At 58.6% G+C, this 18,806-nt stretch carries 17 protein-coding genes; 15 read left to right on the top strand and 2 right to left on the bottom strand.

Annotated elements, in window-relative coordinates; genetic code table 11:
- Window position 1: 1 nt before the first annotated feature.
- Both glnD and map read right to left on the bottom strand, forming a co-directional pair.
- Complete coding sequence (gene glnD, locus ACTG3T_RS12120; protein ID WP_439102536.1) at window positions 2-2,671, bottom strand: [protein-PII] uridylyltransferase; 2,670 nt, start codon at window positions 2,669-2,671, stop codon at window positions 2-4.
- Window positions 2,672-2,677: 6 nt separating this feature from the next.
- On the bottom strand, window positions 2,678-3,451 hold the full coding sequence (gene map / locus ACTG3T_RS12125; protein WP_439102537.1) for a type I methionyl aminopeptidase: 774 nt from the start codon (window positions 3,449-3,451) through the stop codon (window positions 2,678-2,680).
- 382 nt (window positions 3,452-3,833) lie between these two features.
- On the opposite strand from map, the gene rpsB reads away from it, so the two are divergent.
- From rpsB to rnhB, 15 genes are all read left to right on the top strand, one after another.
- Window positions 3,834-4,658 carry a 30S ribosomal protein S2 gene (rpsB, locus tag ACTG3T_RS12130; protein ID WP_439102538.1) on the top strand — a complete coding sequence of 275 codons (825 nt, stop codon included), beginning with the start codon at window positions 3,834-3,836 and terminating at the stop codon, window positions 4,656-4,658.
- A 100-nt stretch (window positions 4,659-4,758) separates the two neighbouring features.
- A complete protein-coding gene (gene tsf / locus ACTG3T_RS12135) occupies window positions 4,759-5,616 on the top strand; it encodes a translation elongation factor Ts (RefSeq protein ID WP_439102539.1) in 858 nt (285 codons plus the stop codon).
- 115 nt (window positions 5,617-5,731) lie between these two features.
- On the top strand, window positions 5,732-6,457 hold the full coding sequence (pyrH, locus tag ACTG3T_RS12140; RefSeq protein WP_439102540.1) for a UMP kinase: 726 nt from the start codon (window positions 5,732-5,734) through the stop codon (window positions 6,455-6,457).
- 26 nt (window positions 6,458-6,483) lie between these two features.
- Window positions 6,484-7,041: a ribosome recycling factor gene (frr, locus tag ACTG3T_RS12145; protein ID WP_439102541.1), complete on the top strand. Its 558-nt coding sequence runs from the start codon at window positions 6,484-6,486 to the stop codon at window positions 7,039-7,041.
- A gap of 84 nt (window positions 7,042-7,125) precedes the next feature.
- Window positions 7,126-7,836 (top strand): polyprenyl diphosphate synthase, encoded by a 711-nt coding sequence (gene uppS / locus ACTG3T_RS12150; RefSeq protein WP_439102582.1) that lies wholly within the window; start codon window positions 7,126-7,128, stop codon window positions 7,834-7,836.
- On the top strand, window positions 7,760-8,665 hold the full coding sequence (locus ACTG3T_RS12155; RefSeq protein ID WP_439102542.1) for a phosphatidate cytidylyltransferase: 906 nt from the start codon (window positions 7,760-7,762) through the stop codon (window positions 8,663-8,665). Before uppS ends, ACTG3T_RS12155 begins: the two co-directional genes overlap by 77 nt.
- Window positions 8,665-9,945, top strand: a complete 1,281-nt coding sequence (gene ispC / locus ACTG3T_RS12160) for a 1-deoxy-D-xylulose-5-phosphate reductoisomerase (RefSeq protein WP_439102543.1) — start codon at window positions 8,665-8,667, stop codon at window positions 9,943-9,945. Before ACTG3T_RS12155 ends, ispC begins: the two co-directional genes overlap by 1 nt.
- Window positions 9,942-11,303, top strand: a complete 1,362-nt coding sequence (gene rseP / locus ACTG3T_RS12165) for an RIP metalloprotease RseP (RefSeq protein ID WP_439102544.1) — start codon at window positions 9,942-9,944, stop codon at window positions 11,301-11,303. Before ispC ends, rseP begins: the two co-directional genes overlap by 4 nt.
- Window positions 11,304-11,494: 191 nt before the next feature.
- Window positions 11,495-14,095 (top strand): outer membrane protein assembly factor BamA, encoded by a 2,601-nt coding sequence (gene bamA / locus ACTG3T_RS12170; protein ID WP_439102583.1) that lies wholly within the window; start codon window positions 11,495-11,497, stop codon window positions 14,093-14,095.
- A gap of 46 nt (window positions 14,096-14,141) precedes the next feature.
- Complete coding sequence (locus ACTG3T_RS12175) at window positions 14,142-14,660, top strand: OmpH family outer membrane protein (RefSeq protein WP_439102545.1); 519 nt, start codon at window positions 14,142-14,144, stop codon at window positions 14,658-14,660.
- A 9-nt stretch (window positions 14,661-14,669) separates the two neighbouring features.
- A complete protein-coding gene (lpxD, locus tag ACTG3T_RS12180; RefSeq protein ID WP_439102546.1) occupies window positions 14,670-15,713 on the top strand; it encodes a UDP-3-O-(3-hydroxymyristoyl)glucosamine N-acyltransferase in 1,044 nt (347 codons plus the stop codon).
- A 47-nt stretch (window positions 15,714-15,760) separates the two neighbouring features.
- Complete coding sequence (fabZ, locus tag ACTG3T_RS12185) at window positions 15,761-16,195, top strand: 3-hydroxyacyl-ACP dehydratase FabZ (protein ID WP_439102584.1); 435 nt, start codon at window positions 15,761-15,763, stop codon at window positions 16,193-16,195.
- The gene (gene lpxA, locus ACTG3T_RS12190) at window positions 16,192-16,962 is read left to right on the top strand and encodes an acyl-ACP--UDP-N-acetylglucosamine O-acyltransferase (protein WP_439102547.1); all 771 of its coding nucleotides are present in this window, start codon (window positions 16,192-16,194) and stop codon (window positions 16,960-16,962) included. Before fabZ ends, lpxA begins: the two co-directional genes overlap by 4 nt.
- A 55-nt stretch (window positions 16,963-17,017) precedes the next feature.
- Complete coding sequence (gene lpxB, locus ACTG3T_RS12195; RefSeq protein ID WP_439102585.1) at window positions 17,018-18,190, top strand: lipid-A-disaccharide synthase; 1,173 nt, start codon at window positions 17,018-17,020, stop codon at window positions 18,188-18,190.
- Window positions 18,190-18,804, top strand: a complete 615-nt coding sequence (rnhB, locus tag ACTG3T_RS12200) for a ribonuclease HII (RefSeq protein WP_439102548.1) — start codon at window positions 18,190-18,192, stop codon at window positions 18,802-18,804. Before lpxB ends, rnhB begins: the two co-directional genes overlap by 1 nt.
- The last annotated feature ends 2 nt before the right edge of the window (window positions 18,805-18,806 follow it).

Raw genomic sequence — 18,806 nt, forward strand, 5'->3', positions numbered from 1 at the left:
TTTAATGTGACTCTTGCGCGTCGAGGGTATCCCGGATAGCGGCCTGAATTTTTTCTGCAAGCGCCGCGTCGCGAATGGGCTGTTGCTCTGTGTCGGTGACGAAAAAGACGTCTTCCACCCGCTCCCCAAGGGTTTGGATTTTTGCCGCTTCACAGATCACGCCATATTTCACAAAGACCTCACCGATGCGCGCAAGAAGCCCCGGCCGGTCCAGGGAAATGACTTCCAGCACCGATACTTCACGCACGGGATCAATCCGCATGTTCGTTTCCGTATCGAGACGGAAAGAGCGCACGCGGCGGGGTGTCAGCCTGGAGGGGATGAAGCTTGCGTTGGTCTCCGGTGCCAGCTTGTCACTCAGGTAACTTGTGATATGCCGCAGGCGATCCACATCCTCTACGGCATTGCCACTGGAATCGAGGACAAAGTAGGTGTCGAGACTCATGCCATCGCTGCCGTGGTAAATCCGCGCATCGTGAATACTCAGGTCCAGCTGCTCCAGCCGCGAGCAGGTGCGGGAAAAGGCGCCGATATCAAAGCGGGCATAAATAAAGATCTGCGTGGTGTTGGCAACGCTGGACTCCACGCCGTTGCGCACCAGTACCAGCGGCTGACCCCGCTCCTGGTGGTCCGCAATGGCTTCCGTGTGCCAGGCGATGTCTTCCGCCTTTTCCCGCAGAAAATAGTCTTCGCCCCGTTCCTGCCACAATGCTGACAGTTCGCTTTCGGTAAAACCGCGATACTCGAGGATTTTTGCCGCAGCGTCCCGGGTTTCCTGAATCCACTCCTGCTTGTCCACCGGGTTCTCGAGGCCCCGGCGCAGCGCACGCTTGCTCTCGGTGTAAAGCTGTCTCAGAAGGCTGCCCCGCCATGCGTTCCAGAGCTTCGGGTTGGTGCCGTTGATGTCGGCAACGGTAAGAGCGAATAAGTAATCGAGACGATTCTGGTCTCCCACGTGCTGAGCGAATTCCTGAACAACATCTGGATCAGAAATATCTTTGCGCTGGGAGACCGCTGACATAAACAGGTGGTTGCGCACCAGCCATTCTACAAGGTTGCTATCGCGACGCCCGAGACCATGTTCTTCACAGAAGTTTCGGGCGTCCACAGCCCCGAGCTCCGAATGATCACCCCCGCGTCCCTTGCCGATGTCGTGGAACAGGCCGGCAATGTACAGAAGCTCAATTTTGGGTAAACGCCGGGCAACGCGGCTGGTGACGGGAAACCGCTCATCATTCTCAGGCTTGAGAAAACGACGGATATTCTCGATCACCTGCAGCGTGTGGGCATCCACGGTGTAACTGTGGAACAGGTCGTGTTGCATCTGGCCGACGATTTGGCCGTAGGCCGGTAGGTAACGCCCCAGTATTCCATAACGCGACATACGTCTGAGCTGCCGGGTGAGGCGGTTGTTGGATCTCAAGACCTCGAGAAACAGCTGTTTGTGGGTTGGGTTTTGCCGGAAGTCGTCATCAATGAGGTGCCGGTTCTCGCGGATAAGGCGGATGGTTTCCGCGGCAATACCGGAAGCCTGGGGGTTATTGCCCGCGTGGAGAAATACCTCCAGCAGTGCCCCCGGGTACTCCTCAAAAACAGACTCTCGTTTTGCACAGATGTACCCGTTGCGCAGCTCAAACCAATCATTGATGTCAATAACAGTGTCGGGGTTCCCCGCCTGTAGTACAGCCTGGTCAAAGCTCAGCATGAGCACTTCATTCAATTGGGACAGCGCCAGGGCCCAGCGATAGTAGAGCTGCATGAACTGCTCTACCGCCAGCTTATCGCTGTCTACAAAACCCCAGATTCGCGCCAGCTCTCTCTGGTGGTCAAACAGAAGCCGGTCTTCTTCGCGGCCGGTGATCATGTGCAGGGCATAGCGGACACGCCAGAGAAATTCCTGGCCATGAATAATCGTGGTCGCCTCCGCCTCGGTGAGGAACTCGTTATCGGTGAGCTCTGCAGCCGATCTCCAGCCAAAATGTCGCTGGGCCAGCCAGCCGATCAACTGCAAATCCCGCAGTCCACCGGGGGAACCCTTTACATTGGGCTCGAGGCTGTATTCTGTGTCCCCGAATTTGGCGTGACGCGCCTCCTGTTCCCTGAGCTTGGCTTTAAAGAACGCATCCGGCGCCCACATTTTGCTGTCCTGGGTGCCTTGGGCCACGGCGTCCAGCAGGCTCGCCTCGCCTAAAAGGAGCCGCGCCTCAATGAGATTAGTGAGCACCGTGACATCATCCCGGGCCTGAGTGATGCATTCTTCAACGCTGCGAACACTGTGACCGATCTGAAGGCCCAGGTCCCAGAGGAGGGTCAGAAAATTCTCCAGCCTTTTACTGTCGCCCTCGTTGTCTCCGCCGCGAAGAATCAGCAGGTCGATATCCGAGTGGGGGTGGAGCTCGCCACGACCGTAGCCGCCCACAGCAACCAGAGCGATTCCTTCTACGGTTAGCTCGAGACTATTCCAGGCGTGACGAAGTACATCATCGATGAGGGTCGCCCGGGCACGGAGTAGCTCTCCGGCGCTGCGTCCCTTCCGGAAATCCTCGTCCAATCGTGTTGATGCCTGTTGCAGCACATCCCGTAACCCGGGGATGAGACCTGCGTCAGCACCCTCCCGGAGGATGGCTTCCAGGTCAAAATCGGCAGGGGCTTCGGAGACGGCGGCGTCCATTTTCGGTCAAAGCGTCTCGTCGCTACGTCGCGTGAAAATCTCACAGCCATCGTCGGTAACGCCCAGGGTGTGCTCCCACTGGGCGGACAGGCGCCCGTCCCGGGTGGTGACTGTCCAGCCATCCCTGGCGTTCAGTTTGGTATGACGCTTCCCCGCGTTGATCATGGGTTCGATGGTAAAGGTCATGCCGGGCTGTAACACCAGCCCCGTATTGGGCCGTCCGTAGTGGAGCACCTGGGGATCTTCGTGAAAGACTTTTCCGATGCCATGGCCGCAGTATTCCCGAACTACCGAGTAGTAGTTGCTCTCGGCGTATTGCTGGATAACGCTGCCAATATCGCCGAGGCGGGCGCCGGGCTTTACCAGAGCAATCGCTTTGTACAGGCACTCCTGGGTGATCGCCATCAGGCGCTCCGCGTGGGGGAGCACATCGCCTACGCCCACCATGATGCTGGTATCGCCGTGGTAACCATCCTTGATGACGGTGACATCAATATTGATGATGTCACCACTGCGAAGCTTTTTGTTATCAGAGGGGATGCCGTGGCATACCACTTCGTTAACGGAGGTGCAGATGGATTTCGGGAAGCCGTTGTAGTTGAGGGGCGCAGGTATGGCCTCCAGCGTATCGGTGATGTAGTCGTGGCAGATTTGATCCAGCTCTCCCGTGGTGATCCCGGGGACGACCCGGGGCTTGATCATTTCGAGCACTTCGGCGGCCATCGCGCCGGCAACACGCATTCGCGCGAACTCTTCTTCGCTTTTGATCGATACAGACATTCTTGGCTCTTTCGGATGATTCTTTAGGGTGATTTGCCCGGGTGTTTCTGCCCGCGATACTCCCCGGGCACCTTGCGTCCCTCGAGACCTACTTTGGACGATGGGAACGCGGCAGCTCGAAAACGACCCGCAAAAATGCCCATTGTAGCCTAAGTCTGACAATCAGGCACCTGATCGGCAGTTTTTCTGGAGTTGTGCTGTGCCTTGTGTTATAAAGCGCGCCGCCGTATTAGGGGTGTTCCCGAGCGGCCAACGACGCCCGCATGCCACAACCTTCTGCAGGGTGCCACCTGAACTGCTCCTGATTAGCGTCAGCGAACCGTTTAGAGGGTTTGCAGTTGGGGTGTGTGGAAGACTAACCCGTTAAAAATCAGGTAATTTTATGTCACAGGTAAGCATGCGAGACCTGCTCCAGGCTGGAGCACACTTCGGTCACCAGACCCGCTACTGGAACCCCAAGATGGACCAGTACATCTTTGGTGACCGCAACAAGATCCACATTATTAACCTCGAGTACACCGTACCCGCGTTCAACGAAGCGCTCGATATGGTCAAGCGACTCTCCGGGTCCAAAAACAAGATCCTGTTTGTGGGCACCAAACGTGCTGCAGGCAAGATCATGAAAGAGCAGGCAGAGCGTGCCGGCATGCCCTATGTCAGCCATCGCTGGCTGGGCGGAATGCTCACTAACTACAAGACCATCCGTGCATCCATCAAGCGTCTGCGTGAGCTTGAGTCTCAGCAGTCCGATGGCACCTTTGCAGCATTGACTAAAAAGGAAGCCCTGATGCGTGCTCGCCAGATGGAAAAGCTGGAGCGCAGCATCGGCGGTATCAAGGACATGGGTGGTCTTCCCGACGCGCTGTTTGTTGTAGATGTGGACCATGAGCGCATCGCGATCACTGAAGCCAACAAGCTGGGTATCCCTGTGATCGGTGTTGTAGACACCAACAGTGATCCCGACGGTGTTGATTACGTGATTCCAGGCAACGATGACGCTATTCGCGCCATCAAGCTTTACGTGACGGCCGTGGCTGATGCCTGTATCGCCGGTAAAGTAGAAGCCGGTGGCGCTGCTCCTGTGAAGGATGAGTTTGTCGAGGAGGCAGCGGCCGCTGCAGAGCCCGCTGCTGCGGAAGCTGCAGAACCGGAAGCGGCAGTAGAGCCCACCGTTGCGGCAGAGACCGAAGCCACTACGGACGCTTAAGCAGGTATGTCCGTCAGATCACCCATGGTGATCTGAAGATCCACATTGTTGAAAATCCAAATGGGCGCCGGGAGACGGCGCCCCGACGGGAGAATATTGCATGTCAGCTTCACAGGTTAAGGAACTCCGGGAGCGCACAGGTCTCGGACTTTTGGAGTGTAAAAAAGCGCTGAGCGCAGCCAATGGCGACATTGACGCGGCTATCGAAGAGCTGCGTAAGTCTAGCGGTATGAAAGCTGCGAAAAAGGCGGGTCGTACCGCTGCCGACGGTATCGTGTCGGCTCGCGTTGCAGACGATGGCAGCTACGGTGTACTGGTTGAGGTAAACAGCGAGACGGACTTCGTCGCTCGCGACGACAGCTTTCTTGCATTTGTTTCGCAGGTCGTAGATCGCGCGTTTGAAACCCGCGAGACGGATGTTGCTGCGTTGATGGCCGACGGTCTTGAGCAAGCGCGGGAAGCGCTGGTGCAGAAAATTGGCGAGAACATCGGCGTGCGCCGCGTGGCCCTCACTAACGCAGAAGACGGCGTGGTGGGAGCCTATGTCCACGGCAACAACCGCATTGCGGTACTGGTGGAGCTGCAGGCCGGCGATCAGGATTTGGCCCGGGATGTCGCCATGCACGTGGCTGCGGTTAACCCTCAGGTGGTCAACCCGACGGACATGCCCGCGGAACTGGTGGAGAAGGAAAAAGAAATCTACACCGCTCAGGCCCTGGAGTCCGGCAAGCCTGCGGAAATTGTCGAAAAGATGATCGGTGGTCGCATCAAGAAGTTTCTCGCGGAGAACAGCCTGGTCGATCAGGCCTTTGTTAAGGATCCTGACACCACGGTGGGTAAGCTCGTGAGCAGCGCTGGTGCAAGCGTGAAATCTTTCTCTCGCTTTGAAGTAGGCGAGGGTATCGAGGTGGAAACGGTGGACTTTGCGGCCGAAGTGGCGGCGCAGCTCAAGAGCTGAGGTCAATCAGGAACATCGAAACGGGGCTCAGGCCCCGTTTTTTGTACCCATAAACAGGATTCGGCACCGCGCAGCTCGGTATTTTTAGTAGACTTGCGCGCTGGGAGGAATATCCATGAACAAGGCAAGTGTCGAGAAAAAATATAAACGCATATTGCTGAAGCTCAGCGGCGAAGCTTTAACCGGCAGTGAGCGCTTTGGCATAGACCCCAAGATACTTGACCAGATGGCCCTGGAGATCGGGCAGCTGGTGGGTATTGGCGTTCAGGTCGGTCTCGTTGTGGGTGGGGGTAACCTGTTTCGGGGGGCTGCCTTGCAGGCGGCGGGGCTGGATCGCGTCACCGGCGATCACATGGGTATGCTCGCTACAGTGATGAATGCCCTGGCTCTCAGGGACGCTCTGGAGCGCTCCAACATTGCCACCCAGGTAATGTCCTCCATTCCCATGAGCGGTGTGGTGGATCACTACGATCGTCGCAAGGCGATCCGCGCGCTCTCTAACGGTGATGTGGTGATTTTCTGTGCCGGCACCGGTAACCCCATGTTCACTACGGATTCGGCGGCCTGTCTACGGGGTATCGAGGTTGAGGCGGACGTTGTTCTCAAAGCCACGAAGGTGGACGGTGTGTATTCTGCGGACCCCATGAAGGATCCTGATGCTGTGCGCTACGACCGCCTGAGTTATGACGAAGTGCTCGATCGCAAGCTGGAAGTCATGGACCTCACGGCTATCTGTCTGTGTCGGGATCACCGAATCCCCTTGCGCGTATTCGAGATGGAAAAAGCCGGAGCCTTACTGAATATCGTCCGGGGAGGCGATGACGGAACGCTGATAGAATAGACCGCTGGTTTTTTGGAGACAAAGAAGTGCTTGAAGATATTCAAAAAGACGCCGATTCCCGGATGCAAAACAGCCTGGAAGCGCTAGGCACAAACTTTAACAAGATACGCACAGGCAGGGCTCACCCGAGTCTGCTTGATGGCATCAAGGTGTCCTACTACGGCTCCGATACCCCGCTCAATCAAGTTGCCAATGTCAATGTGGAAGACGCCCGGACACTGGCACTGACGGCATGGGACCGATCCATGATTCCTGACATCGAGCGCGCCATCATGAAGTCAGATCTGGGCCTCAATCCCGCAACGGCCGGGGAGGTTATTCGCATTCCCATGCCTGCGCTGACGGAAGAGACGCGTAAGGGCTACATCAAGCAGGCCCGCAGTGAGGCGGAGGCAGCCCGCGTGTCCATCCGCAATGCCCGCAGAGACGCCATGGGGATGCTCAAAGATCTGGTGAAGGACAAGGAGATTAGCGAAGACGATGAGCGCAGAGGGCAGGACCAGATCCAAAAGCTGACGGACAGCTTTGTTGCGCGCGTTGAGGAAATGCTCACGGCAAAAGAAGCGGACCTCCTAGAAATCTGATTACCCATGGGCGCTACCAGTGGAACAAGTGAGCCCGCTACGAGGTTGTCTGACGCCCAGACACCCCGGCATGTCGCCATCATTATGGATGGTAATAACCGCTGGGCCCGCCAACGTTCGCTGCCCGGAGTTGCGGGACATCGCGCCGGTGTAGAGGCAGTGCGCGACATCATGCGAGCCTGCCGTGAGCACGGGATTGAGGTGCTCACGCTATTTGCGTTCAGTTCCGAGAACTGGTCTCGCCCTTTACCCGAGGTTCGATCACTCCTTGCCTTGTTCTCCCGCTACCTGCGCACAGAGGTCAAGCAGCTGCATGAAGATAACGTGCGACTGCATTTTATCGGTAAGCGGAGTCGTTTCAGTGCGGGGCTTCAGCGGCTTATCAACCACGCCGAGACCGTAACGGCGAACAATACCGCGGCTACCGTCGTCATCGCCGTAGATTATGGCGGCCAGTGGGATATCACCCAGGCGGCGCAGGGGCTTGCAAAGCGCTGTCAGAAAGGTGAGCTTCAGCCGAGTGACATCACGGCGGAGCTGCTTCAAAGCGCACTGTCCCTTGGCGATTTTCCCAGCCCTGATCTGTGTATCCGCACCGGCGGCGATGCGCGCATCAGCAATTTTCTGCTCTGGGATTTTGCCTACAGCGAGTTCTATTTTACGCCGATACTTTGGCCCGATTTTGGTGAGCTCGAATTTGCCCGGGCGTTGGCGGATTATGGAAAGCGCGAGCGACGCTTCGGTGGTCGCGGCGAGCCCGACGGCATCGTCTTTGGCGGATCGCTGGATGCTTAAGCAGCGGGTTCTAACGGCTATTCCCATGGCGGGAGCCTTCCTGGCGGGCGCCTATTGGCTGCCCACGCCGGTTCTGGCGGGCATCTTCCTGGTGATTATCGCCCTGGGGGCCTGGGAGTGGTCGCTGCTCGCGGGACTTGCACCCCTGCGGTCAAAAATCCTTTATTTGCTGCTGGTTTTGGCCTGTGCCGGCGCACTGTATCGCTACGCCGACGACGGCCAGAGTTTTACCCGGGACCTCGTGCAGCCGGTACTGGGGCTTACCTGCCTGTGGTGGTGCTTTGCACTGCTTTGGGTGAAGTCCTTCCCCGCAAGCGCTGGTCTTTGGGATAGCCGCCTGGGACGCTCCTTGATAGGAGTCCTGATTCTGGTCCCCGCCTGGTTCGCGGCGCTGTATCTGTTAACTATCGAAGCGCGTGGCGCGGTCATGGTCGCCCTGGTGCTCATCGTTGCCACCGCGGATATCGGTGCCTACTTTACCGGTAAGGCCTTCGGGCGCCACGCGCTGTCACCGGCGGTCAGTCCGGGGAAAACCTGGGAGGGGTTCTGGGGCGGAGTCCTGGCGGTCGCGGTCCTCGCGGTGGGTATCTGGAGTCTTTTGCCTGAACGCTTCGATCATCTCAGCCTGGTCGCCGTTCTGGTGGTGGTGCTGGCAACGGCATTTGCGTCGGTGCTCGGTGATCTCACCGTGAGCATGGTGAAGCGGGTGGGGGGCGTCAAGGATTCCAGCAGCATGCTGCCGGGACACGGGGGGCTGCTGGATCGCCTGGACAGTCTGTGTGCCGCCGCGCCGACCTTTGCCCTGGGTCTGGTCATGGTGGGGTTCTGATGGGGGCTGCGGATCTGCAACGGGTTGCGGTGCTGGGCTCCAATGGCTCCATCGGCGTGAATACTCTGGACGTTCTTCGGAAGCACCCGGATCGCTTTGAAGTGTTTGCACTGGCGGCGCGGCGCTCCGTGGATGCTATTTTTGAACAGTGTCGCCAGTTTCAGCCGCGCTACGCCGTGCTTACGGACGAGTCATCAGCAGCGGAACTCGCCCGGCGGGTTGCGGCGGAGCGTGGATTGAAGACCGAGGTACTGGCAGGCGCCGGCGCTCTGGAGGAGGTCGCTGCCCATGATGACGTAGACACGGTGATGGCGGCGATTGTCGGATCGGCGGGCATGGCCTCGGCCATGGCGGCGGCCCGGGCGGGAAAACGACTTCTCCTTGCCAATAAGGAAGCCCTGGTGACCGCGGGTAGTCTCCTCATGGGCGCCGTGGAAGAGGGTGGCGCGATCCTGCTGCCCGTGGACTCCGAACACAATGCTATTTTTCAGTGCCTGCCCGTCGATGCGCGGGCGCGCCCTCAGCGCGACGGCGTGGCCGGTTTGATTCTCACCGCGTCCGGAGGGCCTTTTCGTGGCAAGAACCGCGAGTTCCTGCAGCAGGTGACGCCGGAGCAGGCCTGTGCGCACCCCAACTGGGATATGGGGCGCAAGATATCCGTGGATTCCGCCAGTCTCATGAACAAGGGCCTGGAGCTGGCAGAGGCATGCTGGCTGTTCGATGTATCTGAGGATCAGGTGGAGGTGGTGGTTCACCCGCAGAGCATCGTCCACTCCCTGGTGCGCTATGACGATGGCTCGGTTCTGGCGCAGCTGGGTGAGCCAGACATGCGCACCCCCATCGCCTGCTGCCTCGCCTGGCCTGAGCGGATCGATGGGGGAGTGAAAGCGCTGGATCTTGTCGCGGCGGGAAGATTGGATTTTGAACCCCCGGACATGATGGCTTTTCCCTGCTTACGCATCGCTCGGGAATGTATCGCCAGCGGTGGTAGCGCCATGGCAGTGTGCAATGCCGCCAACGAGGTTGCGGTAGCGGCGTTCCTCGAGGGGCAGATCGGGTTTCTCGATATTGCGGTGGTCATTGAGGCGGCACTTTCGGGCATCCCGTTGATTGAACCCAGGAGCCTTGCTGAGGTCGAAGATGTGGATCGGCAGGCGAGGGCCTTCGCACATCAATACGTCAAGCAGGGATTGCACAAAGGCGCCGCCGTGAGCACTGGAGGCAGGTCCAACAGGGCAAGCGTCGAGAGCGTTGAAAGCAAGGGAGCAGCAAAGCTTTGATCGATATTCTCTACAGCATTGGTATTACGCTGGCGACGCTGGCGGTACTGGTTGCGGTGCATGAGTTCGGGCATTTCTGGGTGGCCCGTCGCTGTGGCGTGAAGGTACTGCGTTTTTCCATTGGCTTTGGCAAGCCGTTGCTGCGCTGGAAAGATTCTCTGGACACCGAATATGCCATTGCAGCTATTCCTCTGGGTGGCTACGTCAAGATGCTCGATGAGCGCGAAGGGGAGGTGGATCCCGCCGAGCAGCACCTGGCCTTTAACCGTAAGCCGGTCCTGTCGCGGATCGCCGTGGTGGTCGCGGGGCCCTTAGCTAACTTTATCCTGGCTATCGTCGCCTACTGGGCGTTGTTTATCGCCGGAGAGAGCGGCTATGCCCCGATTATCGGTGAAGTGGAAACCGAATCTGTCGCCGAAGTGGCGGGACTGGAGCCCGGGCAGGAAATTGTCGCCATCGACGGTCGCAAAACCCCCACCTGGCAAGCGGTGTCCTTCCGTTTGCTGGATCGCATCGGGGATACCGGTGCCATACGGTTCTCCGTGCGCTATCCCGAATCTGATGTCATCTATGACTCCCGGGGAGAGCTCAATCGCTGGCTCGCCGGCGACGAGGAGCCTGATCTGCTCGGCGGCCTTGGACTCACGCTTTACATGCCGCCCGTTGTTCCCCTTTTGGATGAGGTGGTTCCGGGAAGTCCCGCGGAGCGGGCCGGTCTGCAGCCGGGAGACAGAATTATCTCCACCGACGGCGTGCCTATGGCGCTTTGGGAAGACTGGGTTGACTATGTTCGTGCCCGCCCCGGTGAAGCCATGAGCGTGCGACTTGAGCGAGACGGCGCCCCTCTCGAGTTTACCCTCACCCCCGAGGAATCCACCACGGATGCGGGGGAAGTCATCGGTCGCGTCGGCGTTGGCGTTGTGCTTCCCGAGATGCCCGAAAGCCAGCGTCGCGAGTTTCATCGCGGTCCCATAGAGGCCCTCGGTGCCGGCGTTCAGCGCACCGCCGAAATGGTCGGTTTTACGGTGAACTCTATGGTTAAAATGGTACAGGGGCTCATCTCTCCGAAAAACTTGAGTGGTCCCATCACCATTGCTAAAGTGGCGACCACTTCGGCCAAGTCCGGTCTGGAGTCCTACATCGGTTTTCTTGCGCTGCTCAGTGTAAGCCTCGGCGTGCTGAATCTTTTACCCATACCCGTGCTGGATGGCGGTCATCTGCTGTATTACAGCATTGAGCTTGTGGTGGGGAAGCCGGTGCCGGAACGTGTGCAGATGGTGGGGTATCAGATTGGCCTTCTGATGGTGGTCAGTCTCATGGTATTTGCGCTTTACAACGATTTTTCGCGCCTTTCCTAAAGGTGCCCAGGGAGCTTAGCCAGGCGCTGCGGCGTCTGGCGGATACAACTTTGACGAAGGGAATGAACACTACCGTGATAGCGCTATTGGGCGATGCGGGTTTTGCCGGCGCACTTGCGAAGCTGCGGTCACGATTCCGGGTGACTTCCCGGCGTCGTGCTGCGGTGTATCTGACCTGTTTCTGTGCGGCGATGGGTCCCCTGACTTTGTCTGCACAGGAGCCTGGCGCTGCTAACGGGGGACCACAGGCGACCGCTTCCCAGGCCTTTGTGGTGTCAGATATTCGGGTGGAAGGACTTCAGCGTATCGCCGCCGGCTCAGTGTTCGCCTCCATGCCCATCGGCGTGGGGGATCTTGCCGACACGGCAAGCATCCGCCGGGCAGCGCGTTCGCTGTTTGCTACGGGGAATTTTGACGATATCCGCATCGGCCGCGACGGCACCGTACTGGTGGTCGTGGTCGCTGAGCGCCCCAGTATCAGCGAGATCACCATTGACGGTAACAAGGCTATTGAAACGGAAGCCCTGCTGGAGGGATTGAAAGGCGCGGGTTTGTCCGTGGGGCAGGTGTTTCAGCGCTCAACCCTGGAAGGGATGCAGCTGGAATTGCAGCGGCAGTACGTGATTCAGGGGCGCTACGATGCGGCCATCGATGCCGAAGTGATTCCCGAACCCCGGAACCGGGTGGCCATCAATATTGATGTAGATGAAGGCACGGTTGCCGCTATCAAACACGTGAACGTTGTGGGCAACAAGGTGTTTAGCGACGAGGAGCTCAAGGATTTCTTCGAGCTCAAAACCACTGGTTTGCTGTCCTTTTTTACCAACGATGACAAGTACTCCCGGGAGAAGCTCACCGGCGACCTGGAAAAGCTGACTTCCTATTACATGGACCGGGGTTACCTGCAGTTTGTTATTGACTCAACTCAGGTGTCCGTCTCCCCCAACAAGGAAGAGGTCTACATCACAGCGAACGTGATTGAGGGCGACAAGTTTACGGTCAGTGAAGTGGATCTCTCCGGGGATCTGGTACTCCCCGAAGCCGACCTTCGCCGTTTCGTGCTGGTGCGGGATGGGCAGACCTTTTCCCAGCAATTGGTGACATCGTCAGAGGACTATCTCACCCGCCGGCTGGGGAACGAGGGCTATAATTTTGCCAAGGTCACCGGCATTCCCGAAATGAACGAAGAGGACAATACCGTCGCAATCAAGTTTTTCGTGGATCCCGGCAAGCGTACCTATGTGCGACGCATCAGCTTCAAGGGCAATACGCGAACTGCCGATAACGTCCTCCGGCGGGAGATGCGCCAGATGGAGAGCGCGCCGGCCTCCGCTGCCGCCATCGAACAGTCACGTATCCGCCTCCAGCGTCTGGGGTTCTTTAGTAAGGCCGAAGTCGAGACGCCGGAAGTTCCGGGACACGACGATCTCATTGACGTTGAATTCACCGTAGAGGAGCAAACCTCCGGCAGCATCGGCGCCAGTCTGGGCTTTGCGCAGCAGGCGGGTCTGATCCTGAGTCTCAACCTGCAGCAGAATAATTTCCTGGGCACGGGTAAGCGTGTAGGGATTAATCTGTCCTCGTCCCAGTTTCAGGATCTCTACAACTTCAGCTACACCAATCCCTATTTCACGGAGGATGGTGTCAGCCGGGGTTTTAACGTTTTCTTCCGCTCTACGGATCTTGCTGAGGTAAACGTGGCGAGCTACACGACGGACACCTGGGGCGGAGCGATTAACTTTGGTTATCCCATTAAGGAAACGGCTCGTCTGGGTTTCAGCTTTGGCCTGGCCAAGACGGACATTACCGCCGGTCGTTTCGCGGTGCAGGAAATCAAGGCCAGCCCCCGATTGTTGCAGGGTGTTGAGAGTTTCTACGAAAGCACGCGACTCGATGACGGAAGCTTTGGCGAGCCGGAGGTTATTCAGCCCCTCGCCGATCTGCCCCTGAGCGCGTTAACCATTCCGCCGGAGCTGGGCTTCCTCGACGAAAACGGCGACTCCTATCTCAACTGGACGCTCACTAGCAGTTGGAGTCAATCCACATTGAATCGCGGCCAGATGGCCACCCGGGGAGCAGCGCAGTCCGTTGCCCTGGAAGTATCCATGCCAGGATCCGATCTGGAGTTTTATAAGCTCACCTATCGCGGTGAGGTCTTCTACCCCATCAAGAATGACTGGATTCTGCATTTTCGCTCTGAAGTCGGCTATGGCGACGGCTACGGTAAAACCACCGAGCTTCCGTTCTATGAGCACTTCTTTGCCGGTGGCTTTGGTTCCGTCCGAGGTTTTGAGGTGAACACCCTGGGGCCTCGCAGCACGCCGCCCAGTATTTACACCGTGGACCAGCCCACCACCGGTATCGATGAAAATGGCCAGCCGACGGAAATTGGCGGTCCCGATGGTCGACAGTTTGGCTATCAGCTGAATCCGGAAACGGGCAAGCTCGACTTTGAAACCTTTCAGCAGCAGCGCAGGGCAGCGCCTTTCGGTGGCAACGTCCTGGTGGAAGGCAGCGCAGAATTACTGTTCCCCTTGCCCTTCCTGAAAGATCGCAGCCGCGTGCGCTCCGCGTTTTTTGTTGACGTGGGCAATGTATTTAACAACAACTGCGGCATCAATCAGCCCAACTGTTTTGATTTCGACGCAGACGAACTGCGCTATTCTGCAGGAGTTGGTGTCACGTGGCTGAGCGGATTCGGTCCCCTTACCTTCGCGATAGCAAAGCCATTGAATGCTTCAGAAATCGACCGCGAAGAAGTATTCCAGTTCACGCTGGGGCAGAGTTTCTAAATTTTCACCGTTTTTCAGTTTTTTTCTCCAAGGAGTAATTGTTGTGATGAAGAAGTTTTTAGCCATTGTTGCCCTGGGTGTTGCCATGACGCCGCTCGGAGCATTTGCCCAGGGTAAGGTTGCGGTCGTCGACCTGCAGGCGGCTATCTTGCAGTCCGATGCAGCGCAGCAGCGTCTTGACACTGTGCGCAGTGAAGAGGGCTACAAAGCCGACAAAGATGAGTTTGACCGTCTCCGGGAAGAGCTGGACAAGCTCGTCCGGGAGTTTCAGAAAGACGCGGCGGTGATGAGCCAGGAGCAGCAGATTGCCGCGCGTAAGCGTCTGGCAAGCAAGCAGGCGGACCTGGAGCACGTTGGCGGTAAACTCCAGCAGGCAGAGCAGGCCACGGGGCAGGCGCTCCTTCAGGAGATGTCGCCCATGGTGCAGGAAGTCTTGAGTGAGCTGATCACCACGGAAGGTATCGGCCTCCTGCTGCAGCGCACCTCCGTGATTCATGCGGACCCCGGTTACAGTATTACTGCGAAAGTCACCGACAAGCTCAACCAGCGTTCCGCGGCAAACTAAGCGTCTGACATGGTGACCCTCGGCGACCTGGTGGCACATTTGGGGTGTGAACCGGGTACAGCGGATGCGGACATCGAACTGGATGCCATCGCGCCCCTCGGGCGTGCCGGCCCCCGGGATCTGGCCTTTGTGTCGGAGGTCCGCTATCTGGATGCTCTCAAGGACTGTCGCGCTGGATGCGTCATTCTTAAGGCCGAGTGGCTGGATGACTGCCCTGTGCCATGCGTCTGTGTGGCTGACCCCTATCTGGCCTACGCACGGCTGTCGCGGCTCTTCGAAACTTTGCCGCGACCCGCTGCCGGCATGCATCCCAGCGCCTTCATTGACCCCACGGCCACGGTCCCGGCTTCGGCGAGTATAGGTCCCGGTGCCTGCGTAGATGCGGGGGCCGTGCTGGGAGAGAATGTCGTACTGGGACACGGTGCTTATGTGGGCCACGGTGCGCGCCTCGGCAAGAACAGTCGTCTATGGCCGGGCGCCGTTCTCTATCACGGTGTGGTGCTGGGTGATGACTGTGTCGTCCACGCTAACAGCATCATCGGTGCTGACGGGTTCGGTTTTGCGAGGGGGGCTGATGGCTGGGAAAAAATCTCTCAGCTCGGCAGCGTGCGCATTGGTAACCGGGTCGATATCGGGGCGGGTGTGACTATCGACCGGGGGGCTCTCGACGATACCGTGATCGCAGATGACGTGATCATCGACGATCAGGTGCATATTGCCCACAATTGCGTCATTGGTCGCCGCACCGCGATCGCTGGCTGCGTGGGCATGGCGGGGAGTACCGTTGTGGGCGAGGATTGTACATTTGCCGGACAGGTCGGAGTATCCGGTCACCTGAAGATTTGCGACAATGCGCACTTCACCGGGCAGGCAAAAGTTGCCAGGAAGATCGAAGAGCCGGGCAACTACTCATCGGGAACACCCCTGGAACCGACGCGCCAATGGCGCAAGAACGCGGTGCGCTTCAGCCAGCTCGATGCGCTCCAGCGTCGCCTTGTGAAGCTGGAGGCCAGGCTGAACGCGCTGGATGAGGCAGCTGGCGACGACGATTAACGGTTAATTGCAAAAAAGGAATAGCGGACTTGAACAATAACTGTCTAATGGACATATCGGAGATCCGTGACCACCTTCCTCACCGTTATCCCTTCCTGCTGGTAGATCGGGTCGTAGAACTGACCCCCGGCGAATCCATCGTAGCCTACAAGAATCTCAGCATTAATGAGCCTTTTTTTGATGGACACTTCCCCGATAACCCCGTGTTCCCCGGCGTGCTGCTGGTAGAGGCCATGGCTCAGGCGGCGGGGATTCTGGGTTTTAAGACCATGGGAAAAACGCCTGCAGGCGGGTCCATTTACATGTTCGTGGGGGCTGACAACCTTCGCTTCAAGCGTCCCTGTGTGCCCGGTGACTGCGTGCACCTCAAGGCGCAGATTCTCGGAGAAAAGCGCGGGATCTGGAAATTCGCCGTGCAGTCCGAAGTGGACGGCCAGCGCTGCGCTTCCGCGACCATACTCTGTGCTGACCGTCCCGCATGATTCATCCACAGGCTATCGTTGAGCCTGGGGCGAAGATCGCCGATGGTGTCCGTATCGGACCCTGGTCCTATATCGGTGACGGCGTAGAGATCGACCGTGATTCCGTCATTGAGTCCCATGTAGTGATCAAGGGGCCTACGAGTATCGGCGAGGGCAATCATATTTATCAGTTCGCCTCCGTGGGTGAAGCGACCCCGGATCTCAAATATCAGGATGAGCCCACGCGCCTCACCATTGGTGATCGCAATACCATCCGCGAGGGTGTCACCATTCACCGCGGGACCGTGCAGGATCGTGGCGAGACCATTATTGGCAACGACAATCTGATCATGGCCTATGCACACATCGGCCATGACAGCGTCATCGGTAACCATACGATTCTGGTCAATAATGTTGCCCTGGCCGGGCATGTGTACGTTGATGACTGGGCGATACTGAGCGGCTATACCCTGGTTCATCAGTTTTGCCGCATCGGGCAGCACAGTTTCAGTGGTATGCAGACCGCCATCGGCAAGGATGTTCCTGCCTACGTTACCGTCTCCGGATCTCCGGCGGAGGCAAAGACTATTAACACCGAAGGTTTGCGCCGGCGGGGATTTTCGGATTCCGCGGTGAGTCAGCTGCGTCGGGCGTTCAAGATTCTTTATCGTCAGAACCTGACCTTGGATATTGCTATTCAGCGTCTCGAAACCATGCTGAGCGATACTCCCGAGGTCAAAGTGCTTATCGACTCGATTCGCGCGTCCGAGCGCGGCATCGTTCGCTGACGCTCTGAACGGTTCCCGTTCAGACGCCCCCCAGGACTCAGGAAACAGCCTGCGTATCGCTATGATCGCGGGAGAGAGCTCCGGTGATGTTTTGGGGAGCCGGGTGATTCGAGCGCTCCGGGCCCAGTTTCCCGGTCGCAGCCTGCATCTCGAAGGTGTGGGGGGGCAGGCCATGGAAGCGGAGGGTTTTCACAGTCTGTATCCCATGGAGCGCCTGGCGGTTATGGGGCTCATGGAGCCCCTGGGGCGATTGCCGGAACTCCTGCGTATGCGCCGTGAACTGTACAGGCGATGGAGTGCCGCACCGCCGGCCTTTTTTCTGGGGATTGATGCGCCAGACTTCAACCTGGCCCTGGCGCGACGACTCCGTAAAGGGGGGCTTCGCACAGCTCAGCTGGTAAGTCCTACGGTGTGGGCCTGGCGTCAGGGTCGGATACACACCGTCGCCAGGTCCGTCGACAGTCTCCTGTGCCTTTTTCCCTTTGAACCGCCGCTGTACAACGAGGTGGCCCTGTCCACCACCTTTGTGGGGCATCCCCTGGTTGCGGAGCTCCAGCAGGCACCGACGCGGGAATCAGTCCGCCGGAAGCTGGGCATTGATCAGAATGTGCCGGTGGTGGCACTGCTTCCCGGGAGTCGCGGCAGCGAGGTTGCGCAGCTGGGTCAATGCCTCATCGATGCGGGCCGCATGCTTCGTGCCCGGGACTCCCGTCGACAGCTGCTCATGCCCGCCGCAAATGGTGAGCGTTTGCAGCAATGCCGGGAGCTATTGAAGATTAGCAGCGCGGAAGGAGAGGTGCGCCTGCTCGAGGGGCAGTCCCGTGATGCGATGATTGCTGCCGATGTCGTGGTGCTGGCTTCGGGGACGGCGACCCTGGAGGCGATGCTGCTCCAGCGACCTATGGTAGTTGCCTATCGCGTGGCCAAAACCTCCTGGGCGCTGATGTCCCGGCTGGCGGTGACGTCCTTTGTGGCACTTCCTAACATACTGGCGAAGAGCCCCGTGGTCCCCGAGCTCCTGCAGGATGCGCTGACCCCCTCGGCGCTCGCGCTGGAAGCGGAAATACTCCTCGCCCAGGGCGACGCCCAGGTGCTGGCTCTGCGTCCCTTTGTAGCGGCCATGGAGCGTGACTTTGATACCGCATTGGGACCCGCCATGGAGGCTTTGGTGAGCGGGGCAAGTGCTGTTGACGGTACCGGTGGTAAAGCGGGGGCTAAGCTCGGCTGATGGTCTTGGGCGACTGGGAATCAGCGATCGCGAAACTGCCCGATGATGCCTGCATCGTCGGGGTCGATGAGGTGGGCCGAGGTCCTCTGGCGGGGGATGTTGTCGCCGCGGCAGCAGTGCTGGATCCTGCCGATGCCATTGTCGGCCTTACCGACTCCAAAAAGCTCACAGCCAAACGTCGCGAAGCCCTCAGTGAACAGCTGCTGGCTCGCGCTCGGGGGGTTGCCCTGGGGCGAGCCTCCCCGGAGGAAATTGATACTCTGAATATTTTGCAGGCCAGCCTGCTGGCGATGTGGCGAGCGGTGGACGCCCTCGGTCTGGACCCGGACCTGGTGCTTGTTGATGGTAGACAGCTGCCCCGCTGGGAATATCCCAGCATCGCCGTGGTAAAGGGCGATGCCCTGGTCCCGGAAATTGCCGCGGCATCCATCGTCGCCAAGGTGGCGCGGGACAATTACATGTGTGAACAGCATCTTCTCTGGCCCCAGTATGGCTTTGACAGTCACAAGGGCTATCCCACGGCCGCACACATGGCCGCACTGAAAACTTACGGGGTCACCCCCTTGCACCGTCGCAGCTTTGCACCGGTGCGCGCCGTTATCGAAGGAGACTGATC

This window comes from Congregibacter sp. (assembly GCF_965660375.1).
Classification (GTDB): domain Bacteria; phylum Pseudomonadota; class Gammaproteobacteria; order Pseudomonadales; family Halieaceae; genus Congregibacter.

Bases quoted from the DNA above. Each gene is read 5' to 3' on its own strand.
- map (WP_439102537.1), bottom strand. From the start codon at position 3,451: ATGTCTGTATCGATCAAAAGCGAAGAAGAGTTCGCGCGAATGCGTGTT.
- ispC (WP_439102543.1), top strand. From the start codon at position 8,665: ATGGGGGCTGCGGATCTGCAACGGGTTGCGGTGCTGGGCTCCAATGGC.
- glnD (WP_439102536.1), bottom strand. From the start codon at position 2,671: ATGGACGCCGCCGTCTCCGAAGCCCCTGCCGATTTTGACCTGGAAGCC.
- rnhB (WP_439102548.1), top strand. From the start codon at position 18,190: ATGGTCTTGGGCGACTGGGAATCAGCGATCGCGAAACTGCCCGATGAT.
- ACTG3T_RS12175 (WP_439102545.1), top strand. From the start codon at position 14,142: ATGAAGAAGTTTTTAGCCATTGTTGCCCTGGGTGTTGCCATGACGCCG.
- lpxA (WP_439102547.1), top strand. From the start codon at position 16,192: ATGATTCATCCACAGGCTATCGTTGAGCCTGGGGCGAAGATCGCCGAT.
- fabZ (WP_439102584.1), top strand. From the start codon at position 15,761: ATGGACATATCGGAGATCCGTGACCACCTTCCTCACCGTTATCCCTTC.
- ACTG3T_RS12155 (WP_439102542.1), top strand. From the start codon at position 7,760: ATGGAAAGCGCGAGCGACGCTTCGGTGGTCGCGGCGAGCCCGACGGCA.
- rpsB (WP_439102538.1), top strand. From the start codon at position 3,834: ATGTCACAGGTAAGCATGCGAGACCTGCTCCAGGCTGGAGCACACTTC.
- tsf (WP_439102539.1), top strand. From the start codon at position 4,759: ATGTCAGCTTCACAGGTTAAGGAACTCCGGGAGCGCACAGGTCTCGGA.
- bamA (WP_439102583.1), top strand. From the start codon at position 11,495: ATGGGTCCCCTGACTTTGTCTGCACAGGAGCCTGGCGCTGCTAACGGG.
- uppS (WP_439102582.1), top strand. From the start codon at position 7,126: ATGGATGGTAATAACCGCTGGGCCCGCCAACGTTCGCTGCCCGGAGTT.
- pyrH (WP_439102540.1), top strand. From the start codon at position 5,732: ATGAACAAGGCAAGTGTCGAGAAAAAATATAAACGCATATTGCTGAAG.
- lpxD (WP_439102546.1), top strand. From the start codon at position 14,670: ATGGTGACCCTCGGCGACCTGGTGGCACATTTGGGGTGTGAACCGGGT.